The organism is Agathobaculum sp. Marseille-P7918 (assembly GCF_964248325.1).
Lineage (GTDB): Bacteria > Bacillota > Clostridia > Oscillospirales > Butyricicoccaceae > Agathobaculum.
Map to the genome: position 1 here is coordinate 17,964 of NZ_CAXTXI010000009.1, position 23,534 is coordinate 41,497.

Genomic DNA, 23,534 nt, shown 5'->3' on the forward strand with positions numbered 1-23,534 from the left:
AGGTTCCTTCATGGGATTTACCCTTCTCTCCAAACGTCCGCTGGACGAGCTGGATGCCGTGATGTGGGAAATGCAGCATGAGCCGACCGGTGCCAGATTGATCTGGCTGGATCGTGCGGAAGAAAACAAGACGTTTTGCATCGCGTTTCAAACCCAGCCGCGGGATGACACCGGTGTTTTTCACATCTTGGAACACTCAGTGCTTTGCGGTTCCGAGCGATATCCGGTTAAGGACCCCTATGTGGAGCTGATGAAAACTTCGCTCAACACCTTTCTAAACGCCATCACCTTCCCGGACAAGACGCTGTACCCCTTTTCCAGTCGCAACGAGCAGGATTTCCGCAATTTGCTGCGGGTGTATCTGGATGCCGTGTTCCATCCGCTGCTGCACCAAAAGCCGGAAATCTTTGCGCAGGAGGGGTGGCACTATGAGGTCAGCGCCGATCGGGCTGTCAGCTGCAAAGGCGTGGTATTCAATGAAATGAAGGGCGTTTTTTCCTCTCCTGACGCGCAGCTGGAATACGAGATGAACCGTCGTCTTTTCCCCGACACCTGCTACCGCTGGGTGGCCGGCGGTGATCCCGAACACATCCCGGAACTGAGTTACGAGCAGTTCGTGGCGGTCCACCAGCAGTGGTACCATCCCTCCAATGCCTACATTTTTCTGGATGGCGCTTTGGATCTGGACGAGGTACTGAAAATCTTGGATGACGAATATCTGTCGGCCTGCGCCCGTCGTACTCCACCACCGCCGGTTCCGATGCAGACGCCGGTGGACGGTGGTACAGCCACTCTGGACTATGCACTTAGCCGGCAGGAATCGCTGTCCGGCCACTGCTGGCTGGGACTCGGATATGGGGCCGGTACCTTTCGTGACCGAGAACAGCTGACCGCGCTGCAGGCACTCTGCGATGTCCTCTGCGGCGACAATGAATCACCCCTCAAACGCTGCCTGCTTCGCAAGGGTCTGGCGCAGGATGTGACGATGCAACTGAATAGCGGCGTGCTGCAGCCCACCGTTTTGCTGACCGTGAAAAACTGCGATGAGAACCGGCTGGAGGAGGCCTCTGCCGCGATTCAGGACGAGCTGGCGCGTTTGGTGCGTGACGGCTTGAACCACCAGCGAATCTGCGCTACGCTGGACAATCTGGAATTCAACCTGCGGGAGCGGCAGGGCGGCTGGATGCCCCAAGGCCTGCTGCTGGCTACGCAGGTGTACGGGAGCTGGCTCTACGGCGGCGACCCGGCGGCAAATCTTTGCGTAGGCACTCTGTTTCGGCAACTGCGTCAACAATGCTCGGAAGGGTATTTTGAGCAGCTGATTGATCGGGTGCTGCTTGACAATTCTCATCGTTGTCGGGTGATTCTGCGACCCTCCCATACTCTGGGGGACGAGCGCGCTGCGCGGGAGTCTGGGCGCATCCGCGCAGCAGCGGAAGGCTGGGACGTTGGTATGTGGGAGGCTGTCCGGTACCTGCAGACGCAGACTGAGGCGTGGCAGACCACGCCTGACAGCACCGAGGCACTGGCCACGATCCCACGGCTGCGCCTTGATCAGATTGAAGCGGAACCCCGAATGCTTCCGACGGAGGTCGAAACCCTGACGGGGCTGTCTGTGCTGCGGCATACGCTACCCACCCACGGCATCACCTATCTCAATCTCTATTTTGCCTTGGAGGATCTGGATCGGGAATCTATCTGTGATGCTTCTTATCTCTGCGAGCTGCTGGGCGCCCTGGATACCACCTCGATCCCTGCGGCAGAGTTGTCTGGAAAAATTCGTGCATGCTTTGGTTCACTGCAAAGCCGGGTAGAGGCCTACGGCGAAGCAGAACATTTCGATCGCTGCCGGGTTTTTCTCTGCGTTTCAGCCAGTATGCTGAACACCAAGGTGGAACAAGGCGTTCTGCTGCTGAGCGAACTGCTGCAAAACACCCGGTTGGAAGATCATGAAAAGATGTTGGAAATCCTGCGTCAGCGCCGAGCCGCGCTGACACAACAGATTGCGGGCAACGGCAGCAGCTTTGCCATGACGCGGGCAGGCGCGGCCTTCCGGGTAGAATGTGTTGTTCAGGAATATGCCGGCGGCATTGAATATCTCCAATGGCTAAAGACCATAGAGGATCAAGGAATGGATGCCATGCCTGTTCTGGCCGAACGGTTACAGGCTTTGCTAGCGCGGGTGTTTACCGGTGCTCGGCTGACGATTAGCGTGACCTCTGATGCAGAGGAGGCAGCGGGAAAGACTGCGGACCTGCTGGCACGCACACTCCCGATTGGAGCGTTTACGCGCCCAGACCGCCCCGTCGTGCAGCTCTGTGCGCCCCGTCGGGAAGGGATTGTGCTGCCCACCGACATTTCTTTTACCGCCATGAGCGGTCCTTTTCCTGATGCCAACCGTGGCATTGCCCGGGTTATGAAACGGGTGGTTTTTCTCGATCACCTCTGGAATAGCATTCGCGTTCAGGGCGGGGCCTACGGCACCGGCATGGTGCTGCGCAACAACGGACTAGCCAGTCTTTATTCCTACCGAGACCCCAGTGCAGCCCACTCGCTGGCCTGTTATCGGGAGATCCCTGCCTTCCTAAAAACGTTTACTGTAGAGGTGCAGAGCGCAATTATAGGCGCCATCGCTGAGAGTGATCCGTTGCTGACGCCTCGCGATAAGGGCAAGACTGCTGATGCTTACCACTGGAAGAAACTTTCTCACGAAACACTCTGCCGCATCTGGCAGGAGATCCTAACAGCGACCGGTAAAGATGTGGCCACGTATGCGGAGAGGATGGAAAGATTTGTGGGGCAGAGTGCGGTCTGTGTATTGGGTCCCCGCAGCCAGCTGGAACAGTGCGGGGCTGAACTGGAAACTATCCTGTCCATTTGAAAGGGGTTTACTATGACAAAAGAACTCTATGAAATATATACCGCTATACTAACCGAGGAACTGATTCCGGCGATGGGCTGCACCGAACCCATCGCTCTGGCCTACGCTGCCGCTTGTGCCCGGGAGGTGCTGGGTGCCGAACCGGACGGCATCCGAGCACTGTGCAGCGGCAACATGATCAAAAACGTTCGCTGTGTGCAAATCCCAAATTCCGGCGGTATGACCGGCATCGAGGCGGCGGTCTGCCTCGGCGCTTTCGGCGGGGACGCTGCCCGCCGTATGGAGGTGCTCGAAGCGGTTACCGGTCCAGCTCGCCAGCATGCAGCGGACTTTATCGCGGCGCAGAAGTGCACGGTGGAATTTCTGGACTCTGATATTCCGCTGCACTTTATTGTAGAGCTATCTTGTGGGACGGACTGTGTTTCCGTGGAGGTGCGTTATGCTCACACCAACATTGTTTCCATCATGAAAAATGGGGAACCGGTCTTTTCGGGAGGAGAGGGCCAGCAGAGCACCAATACGGATCGCAGCAAGCTGACAATTGACGCCATCAAGGAGTATGCCGACACGGTGCCGCTGGGAAAAATCCAGCGGATTTTCGAGCGGCAGATCCGCTGCAACATGGACATTGCCTATGAGGGGATGAGCGGCCATTATGGCGTGGGTATTGGCCGGATGCTGCGCACTGCCTATCCGGACAGCACCTTCACCCGGATGCGTGCCTATGCGGCCGCTGCGTCGGAAGCCCGCATGGCGGGCTGCGATATGCCGGTGATTATCAACTCGGGCAGCGGCAATCAGGGAATTGCCTCTTCGGTGCCGGTGATTGTCTATGCGCGGGAACACTTCCTTCCCGCGGAAAAACTTTACAGGGCCTTGGCATTCTCGGGTCTTTTGACAGTGCATCAGAAGGAGTACATCGGCAAGCTCAGCGCCTTCTGTGGGGCGGTCTCGGCCTCCTGTGCGGCGGGGGCTGCCATCACCTATCTGGTAGGCGGTACTTTGGACCAGATCAAGGACACCATCGATAACACGCTGGCCAACATTCCCGGTATCATCTGTGACGGTGCCAAGGCCAGCTGTGCGGCCAAGATTGCTGCCAGTCTGGATGCCGCTATGCTGGCGCACAATTTAGCCATGGCGGGCAAGAGCTATGGCGCTCATAACGGCATTTTGCGGGAGAACGCCGACGAAACCATCAGCTGCGTTGGCCGTATCGGTAAGGAAGGCATGCGGGAAACTGACCGCGAGATCATACGGCTTATGCTGCAGTAAGCGGGGCGCACCGACATCGAACGGAAAGCATTGGATGTGCTGCTTGTTCTGCTGTTGGCCCGATAATGAGGATAACCTTTTGTCATTTGTCAAACGCACACGATGGTTGAAGATACAGAAAAGGCAGTTTGTTCACTTCTCGCGGTTATGCGGTTGTTTTGACTAACCAGATGAAGAACATCCATGAAAACAATGACCATATTTGTGTTCTGTATGTCATATAATCATAACTTTGTGTGTAAAATGAACAATTTTTATGTGAAAGCTTTGTTCTGTTTGGCCTATTTAAAATGCACACTGGAATTTCGGCTATAGCGGATGAAACCGTTGTGATGGATTTAAAAAAATACTGAATAATAGTGCAAAAGTTTTTTCTATCTACCAAAAACAGCAGATGGAAAGAGTTTTTCCTAATCTATATTCCCATATGAGTAAACCTCCGATGTGGTGTTGAATAGAAGCACCACATCGGAGGTTATACATATTCTAAGGAATCATGCCGAATTCATGGAAAACGGTCTAGAGGCTGAACTGGTCAACGAGTGGGGACACAGCAAGTATGACTACAAAAGTCAGAACATGGATAAAAGCCGCAACGGCTACAGCAGCAAGATAACGTTCACCAGTTTTGGAGATATAGAGGTGTCGTTTCCCCAAGAGCGGAAGGACGAATTCGAGCTCAAAGTGCTGAAAAAGCAGACCAACATCAGTCAGGACGTTGAGGCTCACATTTTGTGTAGGTGCTGCACGCGCTGACGGAGTTCCGCGCTCGCAATGCGGGAAACTGAACGGTGCGCAACTGGATATCCTGCGCAACCACGCTCAAACGGCCACAGACATAAGGAATCTGTGCAATCATGCGCCTCAGATTCGTTGCAATAGTATCCGTATTCCGGAGGGGGTTCTGGTCATCCACATCGCGGGCAGCTTTATCGAGATGGTGCTGTGGTGGAGCAAAGGAAACAGCAAGCACACGCCGGAGGAGCGGAACCAATACTTTCGTGCGGTCATCGAACTGAACATAAGAGCATAAAAGCAACTGAAAAAGGGCCTGATTTGGATAAATCAGGCCCTTTTGAGAAAGAAAGTGGCTTTGTCAGAAAAACAATTCGCACGCTTTTCGTTCGGAACAGACTTTTTTCAGTGCCAGTCCGGCAGCGGACAGCAACACGCGGTTGACCTTGCGGGCAGCATGTGGGCAGACTGAAACACAGCGCATACAGGAGATGCAGGCTTTGGAATCTACAGTTGCAGGATTCTGCGTATCGATAGCCCGTACGGGGCATTTTGCGGCGCAGATGCCGCAGTTTACGCAGTCTTTGGTGGGTTTGGGAATCAGCGCAGCGCCGCCGGCTTTTTTATAGGGTCGATTGCCGGGAAGAGAGGGGGGCGTGTCATCTCCGGCCGCAATTTTCTCACGAATCTGTTTGGCAAAACCGGTGAGTTGCTGTGCATCCTGCGCGTCCGGACGGCCGGTGGCAAACTGACGGGCAATGGAATGCTCTGCAATGGCGGCAACTGCCGCAATTGTGCGGAACCCCGCTTGTTCTGCGGTGTCCTCCAATTCCACCAATGTATCCTCGTAAGCACGGTTGCCATAGACGCAGACCAAAACCGCGCGGGCACCATTTCCGTGCAGCGCAGCTAACCGCTCAGCGGCGGGCGTGGGCACCCGTCCACCGTAGGACGGAACAGCAATGACAGCCAGATCGTCCTGTGTCAGCGAAATTTTATCAAAATCTGTCCGGCTATCCGTCAAATCTACCGAGATGGCTTGCTCTGCCAGCGCATAGGTCAAAAAATCTGCCGCTTTTTGCGTGCCGCCCGTGGGGCTGAAACAGATTTCATAAACTTTCATATGTATTCCTCCTCGAAAATAAGTAGCTGTATTTCCATTTTGCGAAAATCCTCCTGTTATAGCCGAATGATCACTTTGCCGTTAATCGGCCCGTGTGCGACTAAATGCAGTGCCTCGTTGACCTGATCGATGGAAAATGCATGGGAATCGATTGCCGGCACAATATGATGCTGCTCTACGATTTCTGTAATTTTTTTTAGTTGTGTGCCATCGGCATGGACAAACAGAAACCGATATTCTTTCCCTTGTTTGCGGGCTGCGGCATCGTATTTAGCGCCGGCCAGCGTGAACAGCATTCTCTTGCCTGCCGAAAAATGATTGCGGACCGCAAATGCTTTATTGGGCCCCGTGCGCAGACTTACCAGCCGACCGCCGGGCTTGAGTACTGATAACGCATGGTTGAACTCGGTGACGCCCAGCGTATCGATCACATGATCAATCCCGGACAGAAGCTCCCAGTAGTTTTCTTGCTTATAGTCGATGTATTGCTCGACACCCGTTGCAAGAAACCGCTCCCGCGCCCGGTCGTTGCCGGTGACGATTACACGCAGTCCCAGCGCTTTTGCAATGGGTACCGCCATCTGTCCAAAGCTGCCGGAGGCGCCGGTAATCAGCAGCGTTTCTCCTGACTTGGCCTCCAGTTCTTCTACAATCGCCTGATAGGCGGTTAGGCCAGTCAGCGGAACGGCGGCAGCGGTCGTAAAATCATATCCGGCGGGCATTTTTGCAAGGGCTGTCTGCTCTACTGCAACATACTCCGCAAATGCGCCGATCTTTTGCAGAGGAAGGCGGGTATAAACCCGATCGCCTGTATGAAATTGGGTTACCTTATGGCCAACCTCCTCCACGATGCCGGAACACTCGTTTCCCAATGTAAGCGGCATGGCATAGTCCTGAATCAGCCTTATGCTTCCTGCCAGAATCAGAAGCTCCAGTGGGTTGACCGCTGCGACTTTCACTTTTATCAGAACCTCTGTGTCGGATATTTCCGGTACTGGAATATCGCATAGACAGGTGTTGATGTTTTTTGCATATTTTTTGATTTGTACTGCTTTCATATAAAAAGCCTTTCTATCTGATTTTGTTTATCCATTTTTTGCGGAACACTTGCATTTTTCAGGCAGGCTCGATACAATATGATGTAAAAGATGAAATTACATCTTGTGTTACTATATCATTCGTATGATGTAATGTCAATAGTTACATCTGTTATAAAACAAAAATAGGGAAGAAAGGGAGATAGCATGCAGATCAGCACAAAATGTTCGATTGCCGTTCACTGCCTGATTTTTATCCACGAAGCCAAAGGAATTGCAAAGGTGACAAGCGCACTGCTTGCGCAAAGTACCGGGTGCAATCCCGTAGTCATTCGGAATATCATGAGCGCACTGAAAAAAGCCGGACTGATTATCGTGGCGCGTGGCACCGGAGGCGCGGAGCTTAGCCTAAAACCTGATGAGATCACGCTTTACGCAATTTATGCGGCGCTCGAGCCGGATGGCATGACTTCGCTGATTGGAATTCATTCATGCGAAGGAAGAAAATGCCCTGTGGCTCAAAACATCCGTCAGGTGTTGCAAGGCCCATATCAGCAGATTGAGGATGCAGTCATTCAAACGATGAAAGGCATTACGTTGCAATCCATGATCGAGGAGTTTCATCACAGAGTCGCATCATCAGTACCCAAAGATATTGAGAAGTAAGCTGGCATGGCAGCAAAAAAGCAGCAGACCCTTGAAAATAACAAGGTCTGCTGCTTTTCGTTTGGCAGGAGGATACATCATCCGTCTGCCGGATTTTATGACTGCTTAGATTTTTTCGGCCAAAGCCGCGGCTTGCTGACAGCCATCTGTATGGTCAATGTCGCCGGGCTTCAGGACGCCGGGAACCAGTACTTCTCCTATCATCTTCCATTTGTTCAAAGCGGCGGTGCGTTCTATCGGGATGCGTATCCCATCCAGCACGGACAGATCATCTTCTTCACAGCAGGCGATCAGCGCGCATTCTTTTCCGGAAATATCCTTGCCACCTACTACCAGCGAATAAATCCGGTCGATCACGCCTTTGATCTGCGCGGGAATGGAATACCAGTAAACCGGCATGGTAAAGACAATGGCGTCCGCTTCCAGAATGGCCGGGGCGATGATATTGAAATCATCATCAAAAGAGCAGGCTTTTCCGGTTTGAAAGCAGGTTTCGCAGGCGTGACAGCCGCCAATTTTCATCATCGCCGCATCAAAACGGGTAACAGAGTGGCCCTTCGCCTGTGCTGCCTGAATAAACCTATCCGTCATGGCAAAGCTGTTTCCGTTTTTGCGCGGACTTCCTGTAATCACAACAATTTTCTTGCTCATGCAAATCCTCCTCGTTTCGATCAATTGACTTTTCTGATCTTTGATATTACAATCATAGCAAGATTTGGAGAAAGAACAAGTACGCACATTTTGGTGCGATACTTACCGGAAGGAAAGTGCAAAAATGGGTGAAAAAGAAGCATATCAGAGCTGCATTGCGGCTTCTCATCTTGCAGACACCGGATTCAGCTATACGTTATCTCTGATCAACGGAAAATACAAAATGACCATTCTATATACGCTTATGTGTTTTGGCGTCGTCCGTTTTAATGAAATGAAAAAATATATTGGAGCAATCTCTTATAAAACCTTAAGCGCCACCCTCAAAGAGTTGGAGGCAGATCAGCTGGTGCATCGGGAAGAATATCCACAGATTCCACCAAAAGTGGAATACAGCCTGACAGAGCGGGGAAAATCGCTGATTCCCATTTTGGATCAAATGTGCGATTGGGGCGAAAACAACCGATTATAAGAGCAGACCGACATAGCTCAAGCGCAAGATGATGTATTATAGGGTTAGAAAAGGGGAGTAGCTTATGGAACTGCGCACGCTGCGCTATTTTCTGACGGCTTCATATGTATAATGAGATGGCGGATAACATTAATGATAAGCTGGATAACGGCCTTATGGACGTTGGTCTTTTGCTTGAGCCGGTAGATGTTCAGAAATATGAATAGCTGTGTTTGTCGCAAAAGGAGACATCGGGCGTTCTTATGCGCACAGACCATCCGTTAGCTGGTCGAGAGGCGATTTCACCATAGTAAGCGGATAGTTTTGAGAATCGTTCATGGCAGTTGGTGCCGCTGATGTGTTGTCAACCGGGATATTCAGGATGAAGTAATAGCGGTATTGAATGTTCAGAGGATGGCGTTGTCTTTCGTCAGATGCGTGTCTGCCATCTGCATGAAGCAAAGGGTAAAATTCGGTTTGGTGTTTATGCCTGCAGCCCGGAGGATTCTTCTTTCCGTGCAGTCTTTACGAATATGGAACTGACTGAATGCAAGTGGCTGGCACACGATGGTCAGGCACCAGATGAAGAACTTTAATATTCCAAGGTATATGGCAAATGTAAAAAATATGCTCTATGCCCTTGCTGGTTTCCTCGGTCTTTGCAGTGTTGTAATCAAGCAGGTGCAAGCAGAAAGTCGCTTATGCCCACTGATATTATAATGTTTGTATCCACGTATTTAGAATAAATTAGTCTAGCAAATTTCGATAAGAAAGCTTTTTTCATAATCTGATTTACCCAACGCACACAACTACGATCTCATATCTCTTATGGCAGGCTGATTGATGAAAAATTTGTATTATCAGTGATGCATAATAGCAAAATACAATCCTGTTTGATAAAATGGGCATTTGAAAAGGAGTGGATGCTTAAAGCTTCCACTCCTTTTTGCACCTTTTTACCAGTCGTGGAGTCAGTACGTTTTTGTTTCTTCCATATTAGGGTTTATTAAATAGGCTGGACATTTTTTCAAGAAGAAAGTATGCGGAAAAAGCATGATTTATGATAAAGAAAAGGTATTAGACATTTTAGTGCTACAATGCTTATAATGAAATAAACATTTAACTGCTTGTGAATCAAGGAGAGGTGAACATAAAAGATTTTTTGTCTGCTTGCGATATTGCTGCTGGCATTGGACTGTCAGCCTGCAAGGCGATAAAGGAAGATTCCGAGGCAAACATTGTTGAGCAGCTTGCGCCTGATGTTTCTACGCTGCTGGGAGACGGTGCCAATGAAGTAAAACCTCCGCCAACAGATGATACGCGTATATTAGTTGTATATTTTTCATGGGCTGACAATTGTATTTTTAGACGAAAACGTGGATGCAGTGACATCGCCCAGTGTGGTAGCGCCAGATAATGTACAGACGCTTGCTGGCTGGGGACAGGAAGAAACCGGTGGGGATCTGTTTTCCATCCGGGTAACAGAACCGTATCCAAGTGATTGGGATACATGCCTTGCATATGCAAACGAGGAACGCGGCAATAATGCACGGCCGGTACTGACAGCAAGCATTGAAAATCTGGAACAGTACGATGTTGATAACCCGCAAAGAACGAACTGAGCAAACGATGCAGGAACGGTTCCATATTCACGCCGCGGGGGAGCAAAGCAGCGATGGGGGATTCATGCAGATTCTGCTTTTGACTTAGCTGTGTTTTGGTGACTTCCTTACCCGTACTGGTTTGGAAAGCAAAACCAGAGAACTGCTTTCCGTGGTACTGCTGGCCGCTTTGGGTGGTGCAGAAGTACAGGTCAAAAGCCATGTGTACGGCGCGCTGAAGGTTGAAAATACCAAGGAGGGGATTGTCTGCGCTCTGGTACATGCCAGAGGCTATATGGGGATTCCACGCCTTTTCATTTGGCGGTCAACTGACCTCGGAACAGCTGCGTCCCGTATTTGACGCTGCCATGAAGGCAGGACTGAATCTGTGGGATACCGCTTATGCCTATGGCATGGGCACTTCGGAAAAGGTGCTGGGCGAGTTCCTGCGTACAGTTCCTCGGGAAAACTACCTGATCTCGGATAAGTTTATACCCCAGTGTGCCGATCCTGCGGCAGACAATGCGATTACAGCCATGTACGAAATCAGCACTCGGTTGCTAGGAACGGATTTCATGGACATCTACTGGATTCACAATCCAGTCGACGCTCCTGAATGGACACGTAAACTGATTCCGTTAGCTAAGAGCGGCAAAATCGGCCGCATCGGCCTTTCCAACCATAGTCTGGCGGAAATTAAGGAGGCTGCCGAAATTCTGGAGAAGGAAGGGCTTCGCATTGCAGTAGAAATGCCTGATGAAGAATCTGCTAACGGATGGTTGGAAGCGGTAAGCAATGAAATTTATGAATGCTTGTAATGAGGAGGACGCACTATGCAATATACGAGATTAGGCAATTCCGATCTGCTCGTCTCTCGCATCTGTATGGGATGTATGGGATTTGGTGACGCCAAAAAAGGGCAACACAGCTGGACACTGGATGAGGAGTCCTCACGAGAGATTATTCAGCACGGGCTTGAGCTGGGCATTAACTTTTTTGATACGGCCATTGGGTATCAAAACGGCACCAGTGAACAGTATGTGGGACGAGCCTTAAGGGATTTTGCCAAGCGGGATCAGGTGGTTGTAGCCACAAAGTTCCTGCCTCGCACTCAGGAGGAGATCGAAAACGGTATCTCCGGACAGCAACATATTGAGCGTATGCTCAATACCAGCCTAAAGAACTTGGGACTGGATTATGTGGATCTGTATATCTATCATATGTGGGACCACCAGACGCCGCTCTATGACATCATGGACGGCCTAAACCGGATCGTGAAAGCAGGCAAGGCGCGATATATCGGTATTTCCAATTGCTTTGCCTATCAGCTGGTAAAGGCCAATGCGCTGGCAGAGCGAGAAGGCTTTGCCAAGTTTGTCTCCGTTCAAGGACATTATAACCTAATCTTCCGAGAAGAAGAACGGGAGATGACCAAACTGTGTGTCGAGGACAATATTGCTATGACGCCATACAGCGCTCTGGCGGGCGGACGGCTTTCCAAGCACCCCGGTGAAACTTCGAAACGCCTAAAAGAGGACAGCTATGCTAGGTTCAAATACGACTCCACAGCTCAGCAGGACAGTATCATTATCAACCGCGTAGTGGAATTGGCAGAAAAGCGTGGCGTGACCATGACAGAGATTTCTCTGGCATGGTTACTTACCAAGGTGACCGCACCGGTAGTGGGTGCTACCAAGCGCCATCATATAGAAGACGCAGCAAAAGCCACGGAGCTGGTACTGACGGCAGAAGAAATTAAATATCTGGAAGAACCCTATATACCACACAATCTGGTGGGCGTTATGGCACAGAACACCCCGGCGGCGGCCAAACAGACACATGTGTGGTCAACCGATGCAGCTGTGCGATAACCAGACTTTGCATATGTGGATTAGCAGCAACTGTGAATCTACACAAAATTGTTGTCTTCTTTTATCTAAATTGAACATTGACCACATATCGGCCGGTACGGGCGAGATGCGCAAACGGTATGGCTTTGCCTATGTAGAATGGCCAGGGCAGCGGTACGCTGGAGCGTCGTAAAAAGGACAGCTTTATATGGTATCAGCGCGTGATCACCACAAATGGCGAAGAACTGGGTGCGGGTCCAGCGTTAGATTATCTGCGCACAGGCGCGCGCAATACACAGAAGAAAACGCTGGCGGCAGGTACGCAGCCGGCAGAAGGCACCGTGATTTGATGAGGAGGTAATTTTGAAGTTTTCCTTGTTTCAGAAAAAAGAAAAGAAAGAACCTGCGGCAGTGAACGAGCTGCGCGCTTTTGCCTCCGGTCGTGTCATGCCGATCACTGAGGTAAACGACCCGGTATTCGCTGGCAAGGTGCTGGGCGCTGGACTGGCTATTGAACCGGAGGGTGACATACGGTGTATAACGAAAATCTGAAAGATGTATTTCTACTGGAGTGGGAAGGGCTTGCCTTTGTGTTTGCACCGAGTGAACCCATCCGCGTGGGAACATATTCTATGCAAGAAGATGCAGAACGGGAGTTATACCATGTTGGCCTGCGAGATTTTTCTGTACGGAAGGCGCAATTGATGGAATTTCTTTCCGCCTGATGAAAAGCAACATAATCTAATAAGCGCGAGAAGGAGAAGATACTCTTATGCGTAAAAAATCAAGATCACAGTTCTTAAAACCGAATATAATCACGATCTTGCAGAACGGTATGCCGTTCCGAACTTGGGCATGTGCCCGTTCCACCAAGAGGGACAGGTGCTGTACAGCGACGGCATCCATTTGCCCAAGGGTATGTGTGAGGTAGCTTGGCAGGTTATGGCGCCTATCGTGCGCCAGTTGTCCGAGGGCCGATTGGTTCAGCCCTCCGGCACATGGCTCAAGGATGACTCGATCTGTATGCTGGCTTGCCCTGACGGCATTCGACCGGTCATCTATTTGCTCGAATCACAGGAAGAAATCTAAAGAAAAACACCGGAATGTTCAATGCATTCCGGTGCTTTTTTATGCCCTATATAGGGCAGACGCGCGGGTATTTATGGGATATACTTCATGCCCCACTGAGAAATTGCATAAAAAACAGGCAGCAAATCGCTTCCTTTTTCGGTCAGGGCGTATTCCACGCGGGGCGGGATTTCGTTATACTGTTCCCGATGCACCAGACCATCTGCTTCGAGCTCTTTCAAGGCGCTGGCGAGCATGGTGTTGGTGATGGGGGTGAGCATTTTCTTGAGTTCTCCGAAGCGTATAGGCGACTGGATACATAGTTCGTAGATGATTTGGAGTTTCCACTTGCCCTGAAGCATTTGAACGACCGGTGTGACCGGACAGTTTCCGTGCTCGGTCAGAATGATGCTGCTTACATTTTTTTTGAATTCCTCATAAGTCATGGATGGATTCATTGGTTTGACCTCCACTCTGATAGTACGTTTTACCGTACCGAGTATAAATAATCTGCGTACTTGAAACTCTATTTATTCTAAGTATAATAATTATATCGACCGCAAAGTTGTGTGTCAATCACCAAAACATAGAAAGCGAGGTACGTAATCGTATGAAAGAAATGACCATTATGGATGCCACTGTTTTGACCTCTCCGAACCCGCTCACCTTAATCTGCTCGCAAAATGAGGACGGAACCACCAATCTGGCACCTATTTGCTTTGTATCCTATCTGTCTTTCAATCCGCCTATGATCGGTTTTGCCTGCGGCAAGCAGTCTCACACTGGTATTCGGGTGCGGGAGACCGGCAAAGTGATCGTAACGGTGCCGGGTGAAAGCATGGCGCAGACGGTTATCGCCTGCGGCGGATCTACGGGTGCAAATACCAACAAGGTTGCGGAAAATCATATTGAAATGGTGCCTGTTGCGGGCAGCGACATTCAGATTCCGGAAGATACCCGTCTGGCGATGGTGGCGACGCTCGAGCAATCGGTAGAGGTGGGCGATCACATCCTGCACATCTGTAAAGTAGACAAGTTCCTGAGAGACGAGAGCCGTAGGGGACTGTATGCCTGGAACGGTTTCGGCAAGGTTTCACCGGCGGCAGAAGGCTGACAGGCAAATAGGGGGAGTATTTTATGGCGGTCTGCATTAAATCACTAATCCAGAATATGAATGTGGTTATCGGCTGCACCATTGGATGCAGCTACTGTTACGCGCGGAACAATGTCCGGCGGTTTCATATGATTGCGGATTTCGAGCGGCCAGAATACTTTCCAAGCAAACTGCGGCGGATGGCAAACAAACGGCCCTGCAATTTTTTCCTGACTGGCATGAGTGATTTTGCCGACTGGAAACCTGCGTGGCGTGCGGAGATTTTTGACCAAATCGCGCGCAATCCCCAGCATCGGTATCTGTTTTTGACCAAGCGTCCGGAGCAGATACATTTTTCCACGTCCTTGATGAATGTCTGGTTTGGTGTGACCGTCACTTCGCGCAAGGAAAAAGACCGCATCGCGGCGCTGCGGGAGAATATCCACGGCGGACACTGTTATGTGACCTTTGAACCGATGTTTGACGACATCGGACAGGTAGAACTGGCCGGGATTGAATGGATCGTCATTGGAACCGAGACCGGGTACCGCAAAGGGAAATCGGTATCCAAACCGGAATGGGTGTGGAATCTGACAGAGCAGGCGCATGCACTGGGAATTCCTGTTTTTATGAAGGAAGACCTACTTGCAATCATGGGAGAACCGCAAATGATACAGGAGTTGCCGCCGGCTTTTTGCCGGGTGTTGGAGGAGCAAAGTACATGGCAGAAACGAGAAAAAACGACATTCTGATCAGTGAGATCCAGACCAGAAATATTATGACCAAATCCAGCCTGCCGGTGGGAGGATATTCGGTCAACCCTTATGTGGGCTGTACGCACGGGTGTAAATACTGCTATGCGTGCTTCATGAAGCGATTCACCGGTCACACCGAGCCTTGGGGCATATTTCTGGATGTAAAGCACTGGCCGGAAATCAAACACCCGGAGAAATACCAGGGGCAGCGGGTGGTTATCGGCTCGGTGACCGACGGCTATCTGCTGCAGGAGGCACAGTTTGGCAATACACGCAAGCTGCTTGAACAGCTCAAAGACAGCGGTGCGGAAATTCTGATTTGCACCAAGTCCGATCTGGTGGTACGGGATTTGGACTTGCTCCGGCAAATAGGGAAGGTGACCGTCTCATGGTCGATCAATACGCTGGATGAGGATTTTCGGGCGGATATGGACAAGGCGGTCAGCATCGAGCGCCGTCTGACCGCCATGAAGCAGGTCTATGATGCAGGTATCCGCACAGTATGCTTTATTTCTCCCGTTTTTCCCGGTATCACAGACTTTGAGGCGATTTTTCAGCGGGTCAAAAACCAGTGCGATCTGGTATGGCTGGAAAACCTCAACCTCAGAGGGGGCTTCAAACAGGATATTCTGGACTATATCGCAGACAAATATCCCCAGCTGCTCCCGCTGTATCACGCGACTTACAATAGGGGGGATCGCAGTTACTTTCAGTCCCTGGAAAAGCAGGCAGAACAAATGGCTAAAGAAAACGGCTGTCTTTTTGTCGATAACGAATTGCCATATGGCAGGGCAGAGCCGGGCCATCCGGTGATTGTGGATTATTTCTACCACGAAGAAATTCGGGGGTCGGGAAACACGGGAAAACGCAAACGGACATAATACCGTGATGTAAGAAGGTCGGAGTCAAAATACTCCGATCTTTTTACTTGACTTTCCCCATTTGGAAGGATCTTTTGCTCGAATAGCAGGACATGGAGAAAATGCATTGACGATGCTGGGGGGGTGTGCATATGATGGCGTTACAGTTAAACGATCACTTAATCATTACATGGAAATGTAGCGATTGAGAGAGGAGCTTTTAAAATAAAAAAGACGTATAAGATTGAAGTAGACTGTGCCAACTGCGCAAATCTGATGGGGGATGCTGCGCGGAAAACGAGTGGGGTCTGCAAGGCCATGGTAAACTTTATGACCCGGAAAATGCTCGTGGAATTCGATGAGGATCAGCAGCCGGCACGCGTTATGCAGGATGTGGCCAAGGTCGGCATTGATTTTTTGCCGCAGAAAAGCCAACAGAGAAAGGAACCTTTCCTTCTCTGTTGGCTTTCTTTCATTTGTTCTGATCAGACCACGTTTTTTGTTTGTGCATGTTGTATCTTTTTATCTGAAAAACTTGTCTATTTTTTTGATTTTCCGCAACTGTGTTCCGCTTTTCTGAGCAACACACAGATGAGATGTAGAACGGTGTTCAAATCGATTCATATTCTATTGCTTTTTTTATTTCAAATAACTATGATAATGCCATAAAAAGCAAGTCGATTTGCAGCATGCTTACGATACACAGATAGCTCTCGCACTTAAAATGTTCCAAAAATAATGCAACAGAAAAAGGAGGAGCCCATGGATCACGCGAAATTGGCAGCCGACATCATTGAGAAAGTCGGCGGAAAGGATAATGTCACCAATCTCGGGCACTGCGCAACCCGTCTGCGCTTTAATTTAAAGGATACCGACCTGGCTCAGACCGATGTCCTCAAGAAAACACCGGGTGTTGTCGGCGCAGTGGAGCACGGTGGACAGTATCAGGTCATCATTGGCAACGAGGTCAATGAGGTATGCGCGGAATGCTTAAAGCTGCTGAATCTTGCTGCTCCCCAGACCGAGACTTGCAACGATGATACCGAAGAGGAGAAGAAAGGCGTTGTGGCCAAAGTATTGGACACGATTGCCGGCAGCTTCTTTCCCATCATTCCGGCCATCGCCGGTGCCGGTATGGTCAAAGCATTGCTCAGTCTGCTTGCCTTCCTCAAGGTCGTAGACAGCACGTCCGATACATACCAGATCCTCAACCTTCTTGGCGATGCCCCTTATTATTTCCTGCCCATTCTGCTTGCGTTCTCTGCAGCAGAGAAATTTAATGTCAACAAGTATCTCGCCGGTACAGTCGGCTGCATCTTTGTCAGTCCGACCCTTGCATCGCTCTTCAATGCGGCAACCGAAGCAGGTACGACGGTCAAACTGTTCGGTATCCCGGTCACAGCTGCAACCTATACCAACTCGGTCATTCCCATCCTGCTGACCATCTGGCTGATGCACTATGTCGAACCGTTCTTTAACAAATATATTCCCAAATCCGTCCGCTTCATCTTCTCTCCCATGCTGACACTGCTGGTCGTCACACCGATCGGCTTAATCGTTCTCGGTCCACTGGGTACTTGGCTTGGTGATGGCTTGGGACTGCTTATCAACACGCTCAACAGCACGGTGAGCTGGCTGGTTCCGACTATCATTGGTGCGTTTACGCCCCTGCTCGTCATGTGCGGCATGCATTACGGTATCATTCCCATCGGCATTAATATGCTGGCGACCACCGGTACTGATATCGTCGCTGGTCCGGGTATGATGGTTTCCAACATTGCACAGGGCGGTGCCTCTCTTGCGGTTGCCCTGCGCGCAAAGCGTCAGGATATCAAGTCTCTCGGCGCATCCTGTGGCATCTCGGCTATCTGCGGCATTACCGAACCGGCCATGTACGGTGTCAGCCTGCGGTTTAAGACACCGCTGTATGCTGCCATGATCGGCGGCGGCGCAGCCGGGTTCTTCATGGGTATCTTTCAGGTTTGCCGCTTCGCGCAGGTCGCTCCCAGTATTTTTGCCCTGCCCAGCTTCATCGGCCCGGACGGCCCACGCAATATGATCTTTGCAGCCATCGGCTGTGTGATTGCCTTTGTCATCTCCTTCATCGCAGCCTATCTCATGGGTGTAGATGAAAACCGCTAAGCGAAAGGAGCGCAAACTATATGCCTTTTCCGAAAAATTTCCTATGGGGCGGCGCGACTGCTGCCAATCAGATTGAAGGTGCTGTCACAGAAGGCGGCAAGGGATTGTCCACAGCGGATGTTATGACAGTCGGCGGCCACGGGGTCAAGCGCCGTATTACACCCACTCTGGAGCCCGACACCTATTATCCCAGCCATGTGGCGATCGATCACTTCCACCGCTACAAAGAGGACATTGCGCTGTTTGCCGAGATGGGCTGGAACTGCTACCGTATGTCCATCAGCTGGCCGCGCATTTTTCCCAACGGCGATGAAGCCCAGCCCAATGCACAGGGCTTAGCTTTCTATGATGCGGTCATCGATGAACTGCTCGCACACGGTATCCAGCCGCTTGTCACGATCTCGCATTTTGAGACCCCGCTCGGACTGCAAAAATATGGCTTCTGGGAAAACCGTCAGCTGACAGAGTTTTATCTACGGTATGCTACGACCTTATTTGAGCACTTCAAGGGCCGCGTAAAGCTGTGGCTGACCTTTAATGAGATCAACTGCATGTCCACACAGCCGTGGGTTGCGGGCGGCATTGATTCCGAGGATGAATCGGTGCGCATGACTGCTGCATATCATCAATTTCTGGCCAGCGCGCAAGCCGTGCAGGCCGCCCACGCCATAGACCCGGAAAATAAGGTCGGCATGATGTACTGTGGTCATTTCGCATACCCCAATTCCTGCAATCCTAACGATGTGATTGGCACCATGAACTTTATGCACCAGATGCTGTTTTACAGCGATGTGCAGTGCCGAGGCTATTATCCGCGCTATAAGCTGCGCGAACTGGAGCGTCAGGGCATTACACTGCCGATTCAGCCGGGCGATTTGGATGAATTGAAGCGCGGAACGGTTGATTTCATCTCTTACAGCTACTATATGACCCATGTAACCGGAGAAAAAACACAGGGCATCCTCAAAGGCCTCAACGGCTTGGATACCGGATATAAAAATCCCTATCTGGAGCGCAGCGCATGGGGCTGGGCGATCGACCCGCAAGGCTTGCGATACAGCCTCAACCTGCTATACGACCGCTATCAAATCCCGGTCATGATCGTGGAAAACGGACTGGGCGCGGTGGATACCGTTGAGCCGGATGGCAGCATCCACGACGACTACCGCATCAACTATCTGCGCCGGCACATTCAGGAAATGAAAAAAGCCGTCGAGCTGGACGGCGTGCCGGTGATGGGCTATACCTCTTGGGCGCCCATTGATTCGATCGCATTGAGCACCGGTCAGATGAGTAAGCGATATGGGTTTATCTATGTCGATCTGGACGAAAACGGCAACGGTACGCTGGAACGTCGCCGCAAGGACAGCTTTTACTGGTATAAAAAAGTCGTTTCCAGCAACGGCGAGGATCTGGACTAAGTTCATTTGACACATGAGAGGAGAATTGTTATGTATATCTATCTGCCTAGCTGTAACTTTACCGCGGCTCGCCCAGAAACAAGCAAAAAGATTAAGCAGTATCTGTCTTCCAAACCCGATGTTAAGGTCGTTGGATGCTGCCGCCCGCAGCAAAAGCAGCTAAACCCTGAGGACACCGTGCTGTCCATCTGCCTGACCTGTTCGGCCATCACAAACGAGGCCAATCCGGAGACCCCGGAAAAGAGCCTGTGGGAATACCTGCTGACAGACAATGATTTTCCATGGCCTGACTTCCACGGCGAAGAAATGACCATTCAGGACTGCTGGCGCGCACGCAACAAGCCTGCTATGCTCGATGCCGTGCGTGCATGCATGGTGAAAATGAATCTGTGTCCGGTCGAAATTTCCGAAAACCGCGAGAAAACGCAGTTTGATGGCGTATGGCGCTATAATCCGGTGCTTCAGAAAAACCTGGATATCGCCCCCAAATATTTTCAGAACATCGCTCAGACCGGTTTGGAACTCATCCCGCCTGAAGAACAGAAGGCGCGTATGGAGGCCTGGATCAGCCAGTACACCACCGATCGGGTAGCGACCTACTGTACCGCATGCCTGAAAGGCGCTCTGTTGGGTGGTGCCAATGCGGTACATCTTCTGGAGCTGTTGACGGCAAATATGTAAGCGTGGGTCAGGGGAGATCCTGCAAAATCGGATTTTCCGAGTGTCGGAACTGCTCAAATTCCTGAGAGTTCTTTTGCTTGACATGATAGAGGTACTCAAAGTCCTGATTCATGATCCCTGCATAGATCAAATCCAATAAGAACAGGGCGGATAAATGGGTGCTGAAGCTGCCTAGATTGCTGACCAGTCGTTCACGTGTGGACACAAACAATCTACAGGGAAACCAGTTTGCTAAGGTGTTATTTCCAAACGAGGTGATTACCACCGTGTGCACCTTGCGCTTTTTGAGTTTTTGTGCCACGCGCAGAATATTCGGCGTTTCTCCGCTGTACGAAAACAGAATAAAACAGTCATTGGGATCACAGTTGCACGCATGATGGAATAAAACATCGTTTCGATCGGTTAGCAGCACGGTTTTACCGATTTTTGCCATCTTGTCCTCGAATGCAGCCGCAATTCCGCTTTGAGCACCCGCCGAGCAAAAATAGATCACATTCGCCTGATTGCAGTATCGCACCGCCTGCGCGAGCTGCTCGGCGTGCTGCAAGGACAGGGTATCTGCGATGGTCTCCTGATACAATGTGCTCAGTTTATTCGCTACTACGCAAATCGGATCTTCCGGTTCAAATGGACGGTTGGCATCGACATTTTGAAAGTGGCTGGATAAATAGTCCAGTTCTTTCAACCAATCTTTCTGAAACTGCGCATAGCCGGAATACCCCAGTTTTTGGCAGAATCGTACAATCGAAGACGGTGCAGCGAAGACTGCAGTTGCAATGTGCCGCGCGCTTTCATTCTTCAAAGCCGAACCTCGCTCCAAAATATAATCGGCAATGACGTTCTCAACATTGGAAAACGTCTCACGATGTTTCAGCTTTTCCTGAATCAGCATACATGGCACCTTCTTTTTCCTGTTCTCTCATTTTATTTCATCATACCCTATTTACATGCAGTATGCAAGATTTTGTATTGCAATCCGTTAAGAAAGGACAGTCGTTATGGGTTTATTCGATAAATTATTGCACAAAAAAGAAACGTGCTCCAAAGAGAGCATTGACACGCAGGCCGCACCTCTCACTGTCTGTGCGCCCTTTTCCGGTAAGGTGATCCCCATTCACGACATTCCCGATCCGGTGTTCAGCGAAGGGATTGTCGGCCTTGGCTGCGGGATTGAGCCGGAAGAAGAGACGGTTTACGCACCGTTTGACGGTGTCATCAGCCAGATTACTGAGACAAAACATGCTATCGGCATCACCAGCACGGATGGAATGGAACTGCTCATCCATATCGGAATTGATACAGTTGATATGAACGGCAAGGGCTTTGATGTGCTGGTCACCGAGGGACAGCAGGTCAAGGCTGGTCAGCCCCTGCTCACATTCTCTCTTTCCGAAATTCAAGCAGCCGATCACCCAACTACCACGGCTGTACTTCTAACCAATCACGAAGACTTTTCCGCGCTGAACCTGATGGTCATCGGCCAGATTCAGCATGGTCTGGCCATTCTGAAAGTCAGCAAATAATTTGTGTCCTTCCATGGACAGGCCCCTGTCCTGTCGCATGGTTTTCCCAATCCAGATAAGCCGAGCCAGTCCCAAGGCTCGGCTTGTTTTATGCCAAAAAGGAGTCGCTATGAATCTGTTGCAATCATTATTATTCTTTGTAGTCAGTCTGGCAGCCTCTGTTGTCGGCGCGATCTGCGGCATCGGTGGCGGTGTCATCATCAAGCCGACCCTTGATGTATTCGGTTGGGCAAGTGCATCTACGATCAGTTTTCTTTCTGGTTGCACGGTGCTGTCGATGAGCTGTTATTCGGTCGTCAAATCGATGCGTTCTGGAGAACGCCAGGTAAATCTGCGCACCGGAACATCCTTGGCCATTGGATCGGTTATCGGTGGCGTAGCAGGCAAGCAGCTGTTCACCTATCTGCAATCTTTATTCTCCAACCCCGAGCGAATCGGAGCGGTACAGGCCTTGTGTCTTGGAGTGATTACACTCGGTACCTTGCTTTATACCCTACGCAAAAATTCCATTCGGACACACCATATCTTACATCCGCTTGCTTGTATCCTGATTGGTCTGATACTGGGAATCTGCTCGAGCTTTCTCGGCATTGGCGGGGGTCCCATCAATTTGGTCGTGCTCTATTACTTTTTCAGCATGGATACCAAGACAGCTGCGGCAAACAGTCTGTATATCATTCTGTTCAGCCAAATTGCCAGTCTAGTTACCACCGTACTGACCGGTACCATTCCTGTTTTTGCCCCGATCACCCTCATCCTGATGATCTGCGGCGGTATTTGGGGGGGTATTTTAGGTCGGATTATCAATCGAAAACTGAGTAATCTTGCAGTAGAGAAATTATTTATCGCTTTGATGGTGCTAATTATCGGCATTTGCATCTATAACACAATACAGTAATTTAGATATAATTAAGTTTGCAAAAGCAATTACAAAATAGACAAGCCATTAGGGCTCCCGTAAGAGGAAACCTAATGGCTCAAAGAAAGAATATCACAAATCTGACAGAATTGCTACTGCAATGCGTAACGTAACAAGAGTCGATGCTGAGCATGCTGGAATGGATATGCAGTAACTGGTGGGGACGGAGGTCAGCGGGCAGTTGGATGCGGCTAAAAGCGAACGCATCAGCAGCCGCTGCGGCTATCGTCACTGGTGGTTAAATACACGAATAGGAATCATGTACCTTATGGCTCCTAAAGTTCGTCAGGGCGGCTGCATATCGTTCTTTGTCAACGAACACAAACGAGGCGCTGATTCAGGTCGTGTAGAAAGCCTTTATGCAAGGCGTATCCACTCGCAAAATGTAGAGACTGGCCAGGAGTCTTGGTGTTCAGAACATCTCCCGCTTATACGCAATATTTGGGCACATGTACCCCACAAGGAGAAAAATACTTTTGTGCAGCAGCTGAAGGCTATCTGGCTGGTGCCTACCAGAGAGCAGGCCTGCAAACGGCTGGTCTGCCTCCAGAGCTTATCTCAGCGAACAATCTGTTCAGGCGATACTGCAATTAATTGAAGTATCATGCAAAACGATCGACTTACGAACCAGTAATCAAGATTAGTGTACAGAAGAACTCACTATAACAGGTATTTTCCAACACCTGCACACTCAGTCGCAAATGTTTCTCAATGGCATATTAATTTCTTTATTGCGAAGTTGTTACTCACTCCCGAAAACGAATACTTTCTCAACAGAATTCAGTTTGGGCGAAGTCAGGAT

General features: G+C 50.3%; 28 protein-coding genes and 3 pseudogenes. 26 read left to right on the plus strand and 5 right to left on the minus strand.

The window, feature by feature from the left end; genetic code table 11:
• Positions 1-10 precede the first annotated feature (10 nt).
• From ACESSO_RS11935 to ACESSO_RS11950, 4 genes are all read left to right on the plus strand, one after another.
• Positions 11-2,881, plus strand: a complete 2,871-nt coding sequence (locus tag ACESSO_RS11935) for an insulinase family protein (protein ID WP_373165610.1) — start codon at positions 11-13, stop codon at positions 2,879-2,881.
• Between the two features lie 12 nt (positions 2,882-2,893).
• A complete protein-coding gene (locus tag ACESSO_RS11940; RefSeq protein WP_373165612.1) occupies positions 2,894-4,156 on the plus strand; it encodes a serine dehydratase subunit alpha family protein in 1,263 nt (420 codons plus the stop codon).
• 507 nt (positions 4,157-4,663) lie between these two features.
• The gene (locus ACESSO_RS11945; protein WP_373165613.1) at positions 4,664-4,912 is read left to right on the plus strand and encodes a transposase; all 249 of its coding nucleotides are present in this window, start codon (positions 4,664-4,666) and stop codon (positions 4,910-4,912) included.
• Positions 4,875-5,189, plus strand: coding sequence for a hypothetical protein (locus tag ACESSO_RS11950; protein WP_373165614.1), 315 nt, complete (start codon positions 4,875-4,877; stop codon positions 5,187-5,189). Before ACESSO_RS11945 ends, ACESSO_RS11950 begins: the two co-directional genes overlap by 38 nt.
• Positions 5,190-5,252: 63 nt before the next feature.
• Here the strand turns inward: ACESSO_RS11950 and ACESSO_RS11955 are convergent, their stop codons facing one another.
• Both ACESSO_RS11955 and ACESSO_RS11960 read right to left on the minus strand, forming a co-directional pair.
• Positions 5,253-6,014: a 4Fe-4S binding protein gene (locus ACESSO_RS11955; RefSeq protein ID WP_373165615.1), complete on the minus strand. Its 762-nt coding sequence runs from the start codon at positions 6,012-6,014 to the stop codon at positions 5,253-5,255.
• A gap of 56 nt (positions 6,015-6,070) precedes the next feature.
• Entirely contained in the window at positions 6,071-7,072 is a 1,002-nt protein-coding gene (locus ACESSO_RS11960; RefSeq protein WP_373165616.1) for an NADP-dependent oxidoreductase, read from the minus strand.
• Between the two features lie 186 nt (positions 7,073-7,258).
• On the opposite strand from ACESSO_RS11960, the gene ACESSO_RS11965 reads away from it, so the two are divergent.
• Positions 7,259-7,717 carry an Rrf2 family transcriptional regulator gene (locus ACESSO_RS11965; protein ID WP_373165618.1) on the plus strand — a complete coding sequence of 153 codons (459 nt, stop codon included), beginning with the start codon at positions 7,259-7,261 and terminating at the stop codon, positions 7,715-7,717.
• Between the two features lie 105 nt (positions 7,718-7,822).
• Here the strand turns inward: ACESSO_RS11965 and ACESSO_RS11970 are convergent, their stop codons facing one another.
• Positions 7,823-8,368, minus strand: a complete 546-nt coding sequence (locus ACESSO_RS11970) for a flavodoxin family protein (RefSeq protein WP_373165619.1) — start codon at positions 8,366-8,368, stop codon at positions 7,823-7,825.
• Between the two features lie 124 nt (positions 8,369-8,492).
• Here ACESSO_RS11970 and ACESSO_RS11975 point away from each other — a divergent pair, with 124 nt between their 5' ends.
• The 11 genes and pseudogenes from ACESSO_RS11975 to ACESSO_RS12025 all read left to right on the plus strand — a co-directional run bounded on the left by ACESSO_RS11975 (position 8,493) and on the right by ACESSO_RS12025 (position 13,359).
• On the plus strand, positions 8,493-8,840 hold the full coding sequence (locus ACESSO_RS11975) for a winged helix-turn-helix transcriptional regulator (RefSeq protein WP_373165620.1): 348 nt from the start codon (positions 8,493-8,495) through the stop codon (positions 8,838-8,840).
• Positions 8,841-9,217: 377 nt separating this feature from the next.
• A pseudogene (locus ACESSO_RS11980) lies at positions 9,218-9,415 on the plus strand (DUF1349 domain-containing protein); the annotation flags it as partial.
• Positions 9,416-10,150: 735 nt separating this feature from the next.
• Positions 10,151-10,441 carry a hypothetical protein gene (locus ACESSO_RS11985; RefSeq protein ID WP_373165621.1) on the plus strand — a complete coding sequence of 97 codons (291 nt, stop codon included), beginning with the start codon at positions 10,151-10,153 and terminating at the stop codon, positions 10,439-10,441.
• A gap of 151 nt (positions 10,442-10,592) precedes the next feature.
• The gene (locus tag ACESSO_RS11990; RefSeq protein ID WP_373165790.1) at positions 10,593-10,781 is read left to right on the plus strand and encodes a hypothetical protein; all 189 of its coding nucleotides are present in this window, start codon (positions 10,593-10,595) and stop codon (positions 10,779-10,781) included.
• The gene (locus ACESSO_RS11995; RefSeq protein WP_373165623.1) at positions 10,702-11,238 is read left to right on the plus strand and encodes an aldo/keto reductase; all 537 of its coding nucleotides are present in this window, start codon (positions 10,702-10,704) and stop codon (positions 11,236-11,238) included. Before ACESSO_RS11990 ends, ACESSO_RS11995 begins: the two co-directional genes overlap by 80 nt.
• Before the next feature lie 15 nt (positions 11,239-11,253).
• A complete protein-coding gene (locus ACESSO_RS12000; RefSeq protein ID WP_373165625.1) occupies positions 11,254-12,291 on the plus strand; it encodes an aldo/keto reductase in 1,038 nt (345 codons plus the stop codon).
• 76 nt (positions 12,292-12,367) lie between these two features.
• A pseudogene (locus tag ACESSO_RS12005) lies at positions 12,368-12,518 on the plus strand (family 1 glycosylhydrolase); the annotation flags it as partial.
• A complete protein-coding gene (locus ACESSO_RS12010) occupies positions 12,492-12,620 on the plus strand; it encodes a hypothetical protein (RefSeq protein ID WP_373165801.1) in 129 nt (42 codons plus the stop codon). The pseudogene ACESSO_RS12005 and the gene ACESSO_RS12010, both read left to right, overlap by 27 nt.
• 13 nt (positions 12,621-12,633) lie before the next feature.
• On the plus strand, positions 12,634-12,822 hold the full coding sequence (locus ACESSO_RS12015) for a PTS glucose transporter subunit IIA (protein ID WP_373165627.1): 189 nt from the start codon (positions 12,634-12,636) through the stop codon (positions 12,820-12,822).
• Positions 12,804-12,995, plus strand: coding sequence for a DUF6363 domain-containing protein (locus ACESSO_RS12020; RefSeq protein ID WP_373165628.1), 192 nt, complete (start codon positions 12,804-12,806; stop codon positions 12,993-12,995). The genes ACESSO_RS12015 and ACESSO_RS12020 overlap by 19 nt, the downstream gene beginning before the upstream one ends.
• A 64-nt stretch (positions 12,996-13,059) precedes the next feature.
• A complete protein-coding gene (locus tag ACESSO_RS12025) occupies positions 13,060-13,359 on the plus strand; it encodes a TIGR04076 family protein (RefSeq protein ID WP_373165791.1) in 300 nt (99 codons plus the stop codon).
• Between the two features lie 71 nt (positions 13,360-13,430).
• Here ACESSO_RS12025 and ACESSO_RS12030 read toward each other — a convergent pair whose 3' ends face one another.
• A complete protein-coding gene (locus ACESSO_RS12030) occupies positions 13,431-13,796 on the minus strand; it encodes a winged helix-turn-helix transcriptional regulator (protein WP_373165630.1) in 366 nt (121 codons plus the stop codon).
• Positions 13,797-13,948: 152 nt separating this feature from the next.
• On the opposite strand from ACESSO_RS12030, the gene ACESSO_RS12035 reads away from it, so the two are divergent.
• The 7 genes and pseudogenes from ACESSO_RS12035 to ACESSO_RS12065 all read left to right on the plus strand — a co-directional run bounded on the left by ACESSO_RS12035 (position 13,949) and on the right by ACESSO_RS12065 (position 20,290).
• On the plus strand, positions 13,949-14,452 hold the full coding sequence (locus tag ACESSO_RS12035; RefSeq protein ID WP_373165632.1) for a flavin reductase family protein: 504 nt from the start codon (positions 13,949-13,951) through the stop codon (positions 14,450-14,452).
• A gap of 23 nt (positions 14,453-14,475) precedes the next feature.
• Complete coding sequence (locus ACESSO_RS12040; protein WP_373165634.1) at positions 14,476-15,183, plus strand: radical SAM mobile pair protein A; 708 nt, start codon at positions 14,476-14,478, stop codon at positions 15,181-15,183.
• The gene (locus ACESSO_RS12045) at positions 15,153-16,067 is read left to right on the plus strand and encodes a radical SAM mobile pair protein B (protein WP_373165635.1); all 915 of its coding nucleotides are present in this window, start codon (positions 15,153-15,155) and stop codon (positions 16,065-16,067) included. Before ACESSO_RS12040 ends, ACESSO_RS12045 begins: the two co-directional genes overlap by 31 nt.
• A gap of 204 nt (positions 16,068-16,271) precedes the next feature.
• Positions 16,272-16,448: pseudogene (locus ACESSO_RS12050) on the plus strand (cation transporter); the annotation flags it as partial.
• Between the two features lie 360 nt (positions 16,449-16,808).
• Positions 16,809-18,188 (plus strand): PTS transporter subunit EIIC, encoded by a 1,380-nt coding sequence (locus ACESSO_RS12055; RefSeq protein ID WP_373165637.1) that lies wholly within the window; start codon positions 16,809-16,811, stop codon positions 18,186-18,188.
• 20 nt (positions 18,189-18,208) lie between these two features.
• Positions 18,209-19,609, plus strand: coding sequence for a glycoside hydrolase family 1 protein (locus ACESSO_RS12060; RefSeq protein ID WP_373165638.1), 1,401 nt, complete (start codon positions 18,209-18,211; stop codon positions 19,607-19,609).
• A gap of 30 nt (positions 19,610-19,639) precedes the next feature.
• Positions 19,640-20,290, plus strand: a complete 651-nt coding sequence (locus tag ACESSO_RS12065; protein WP_373165640.1) for a hypothetical protein — start codon at positions 19,640-19,642, stop codon at positions 20,288-20,290.
• 7 nt (positions 20,291-20,297) lie between these two features.
• Here ACESSO_RS12065 and ACESSO_RS12070 read toward each other — a convergent pair whose 3' ends face one another.
• On the minus strand, positions 20,298-21,182 hold the full coding sequence (locus tag ACESSO_RS12070) for a MurR/RpiR family transcriptional regulator (protein ID WP_373165641.1): 885 nt from the start codon (positions 21,180-21,182) through the stop codon (positions 20,298-20,300).
• Positions 21,183-21,309: 127 nt separating this feature from the next.
• Between ACESSO_RS12070 and ACESSO_RS12075 the strand changes: the two genes are divergently transcribed.
• The 3 genes from ACESSO_RS12075 to ACESSO_RS12085 all read left to right on the plus strand — a co-directional run bounded on the left by ACESSO_RS12075 (position 21,310) and on the right by ACESSO_RS12085 (position 23,330).
• The gene (locus ACESSO_RS12075; RefSeq protein ID WP_373165643.1) at positions 21,310-21,813 is read left to right on the plus strand and encodes a PTS glucose transporter subunit IIA; all 504 of its coding nucleotides are present in this window, start codon (positions 21,310-21,312) and stop codon (positions 21,811-21,813) included.
• 109 nt (positions 21,814-21,922) lie between these two features.
• The gene (locus ACESSO_RS12080; protein WP_373165644.1) at positions 21,923-22,711 is read left to right on the plus strand and encodes a sulfite exporter TauE/SafE family protein; all 789 of its coding nucleotides are present in this window, start codon (positions 21,923-21,925) and stop codon (positions 22,709-22,711) included.
• A 202-nt stretch (positions 22,712-22,913) separates the two neighbouring features.
• Positions 22,914-23,330 carry a hypothetical protein gene (locus ACESSO_RS12085; protein ID WP_373165645.1) on the plus strand — a complete coding sequence of 139 codons (417 nt, stop codon included), beginning with the start codon at positions 22,914-22,916 and terminating at the stop codon, positions 23,328-23,330.
• The last annotated feature ends 204 nt before the right edge of the window (positions 23,331-23,534 follow it).

Excerpts from the sequence above, each read along its gene's own strand:
- ACESSO_RS11935 (WP_373165610.1), top strand. The coding sequence starts at position 11 with ATGGGATTTACCCTTCTCTCCAAACGTCCGCTGGACGAGCTGGATGCC.
- ACESSO_RS11940 (WP_373165612.1), top strand. The coding sequence starts at position 2,894 with ATGACAAAAGAACTCTATGAAATATATACCGCTATACTAACCGAGGAA.
- ACESSO_RS11945 (WP_373165613.1), top strand. The coding sequence starts at position 4,664 with ATGGAAAACGGTCTAGAGGCTGAACTGGTCAACGAGTGGGGACACAGC.
- ACESSO_RS11955 (WP_373165615.1), bottom strand. The coding sequence starts at position 6,014 with ATGAAAGTTTATGAAATCTGTTTCAGCCCCACGGGCGGCACGCAAAAA.
- ACESSO_RS11960 (WP_373165616.1), bottom strand. The coding sequence starts at position 7,072 with ATGAAAGCAGTACAAATCAAAAAATATGCAAAAAACATCAACACCTGT.
- ACESSO_RS11965 (WP_373165618.1), top strand. The coding sequence starts at position 7,259 with ATGCAGATCAGCACAAAATGTTCGATTGCCGTTCACTGCCTGATTTTT.
- ACESSO_RS11970 (WP_373165619.1), bottom strand. The coding sequence starts at position 8,368 with ATGAGCAAGAAAATTGTTGTGATTACAGGAAGTCCGCGCAAAAACGGA.
- ACESSO_RS11975 (WP_373165620.1), top strand. The coding sequence starts at position 8,493 with ATGGGTGAAAAAGAAGCATATCAGAGCTGCATTGCGGCTTCTCATCTT.
- ACESSO_RS11995 (WP_373165623.1), top strand. The coding sequence starts at position 10,702 with ATGCCAGAGGCTATATGGGGATTCCACGCCTTTTCATTTGGCGGTCAA.
- ACESSO_RS12000 (WP_373165625.1), top strand. The coding sequence starts at position 11,254 with ATGCAATATACGAGATTAGGCAATTCCGATCTGCTCGTCTCTCGCATC.
- ACESSO_RS12030 (WP_373165630.1), bottom strand. The coding sequence starts at position 13,796 with ATGAATCCATCCATGACTTATGAGGAATTCAAAAAAAATGTAAGCAGC.
- ACESSO_RS12035 (WP_373165632.1), top strand. The coding sequence starts at position 13,949 with ATGAAAGAAATGACCATTATGGATGCCACTGTTTTGACCTCTCCGAAC.
- ACESSO_RS12040 (WP_373165634.1), top strand. The coding sequence starts at position 14,476 with ATGGCGGTCTGCATTAAATCACTAATCCAGAATATGAATGTGGTTATC.
- ACESSO_RS12045 (WP_373165635.1), top strand. The coding sequence starts at position 15,153 with ATGGCAGAAACGAGAAAAAACGACATTCTGATCAGTGAGATCCAGACC.
- ACESSO_RS12055 (WP_373165637.1), top strand. The coding sequence starts at position 16,809 with ATGGATCACGCGAAATTGGCAGCCGACATCATTGAGAAAGTCGGCGGA.
- ACESSO_RS12060 (WP_373165638.1), top strand. The coding sequence starts at position 18,209 with ATGCCTTTTCCGAAAAATTTCCTATGGGGCGGCGCGACTGCTGCCAAT.
- ACESSO_RS12065 (WP_373165640.1), top strand. The coding sequence starts at position 19,640 with ATGTATATCTATCTGCCTAGCTGTAACTTTACCGCGGCTCGCCCAGAA.
- ACESSO_RS12070 (WP_373165641.1), bottom strand. The coding sequence starts at position 21,182 with ATGCTGATTCAGGAAAAGCTGAAACATCGTGAGACGTTTTCCAATGTT.
- ACESSO_RS12080 (WP_373165644.1), top strand. The coding sequence starts at position 21,923 with ATGAATCTGTTGCAATCATTATTATTCTTTGTAGTCAGTCTGGCAGCC.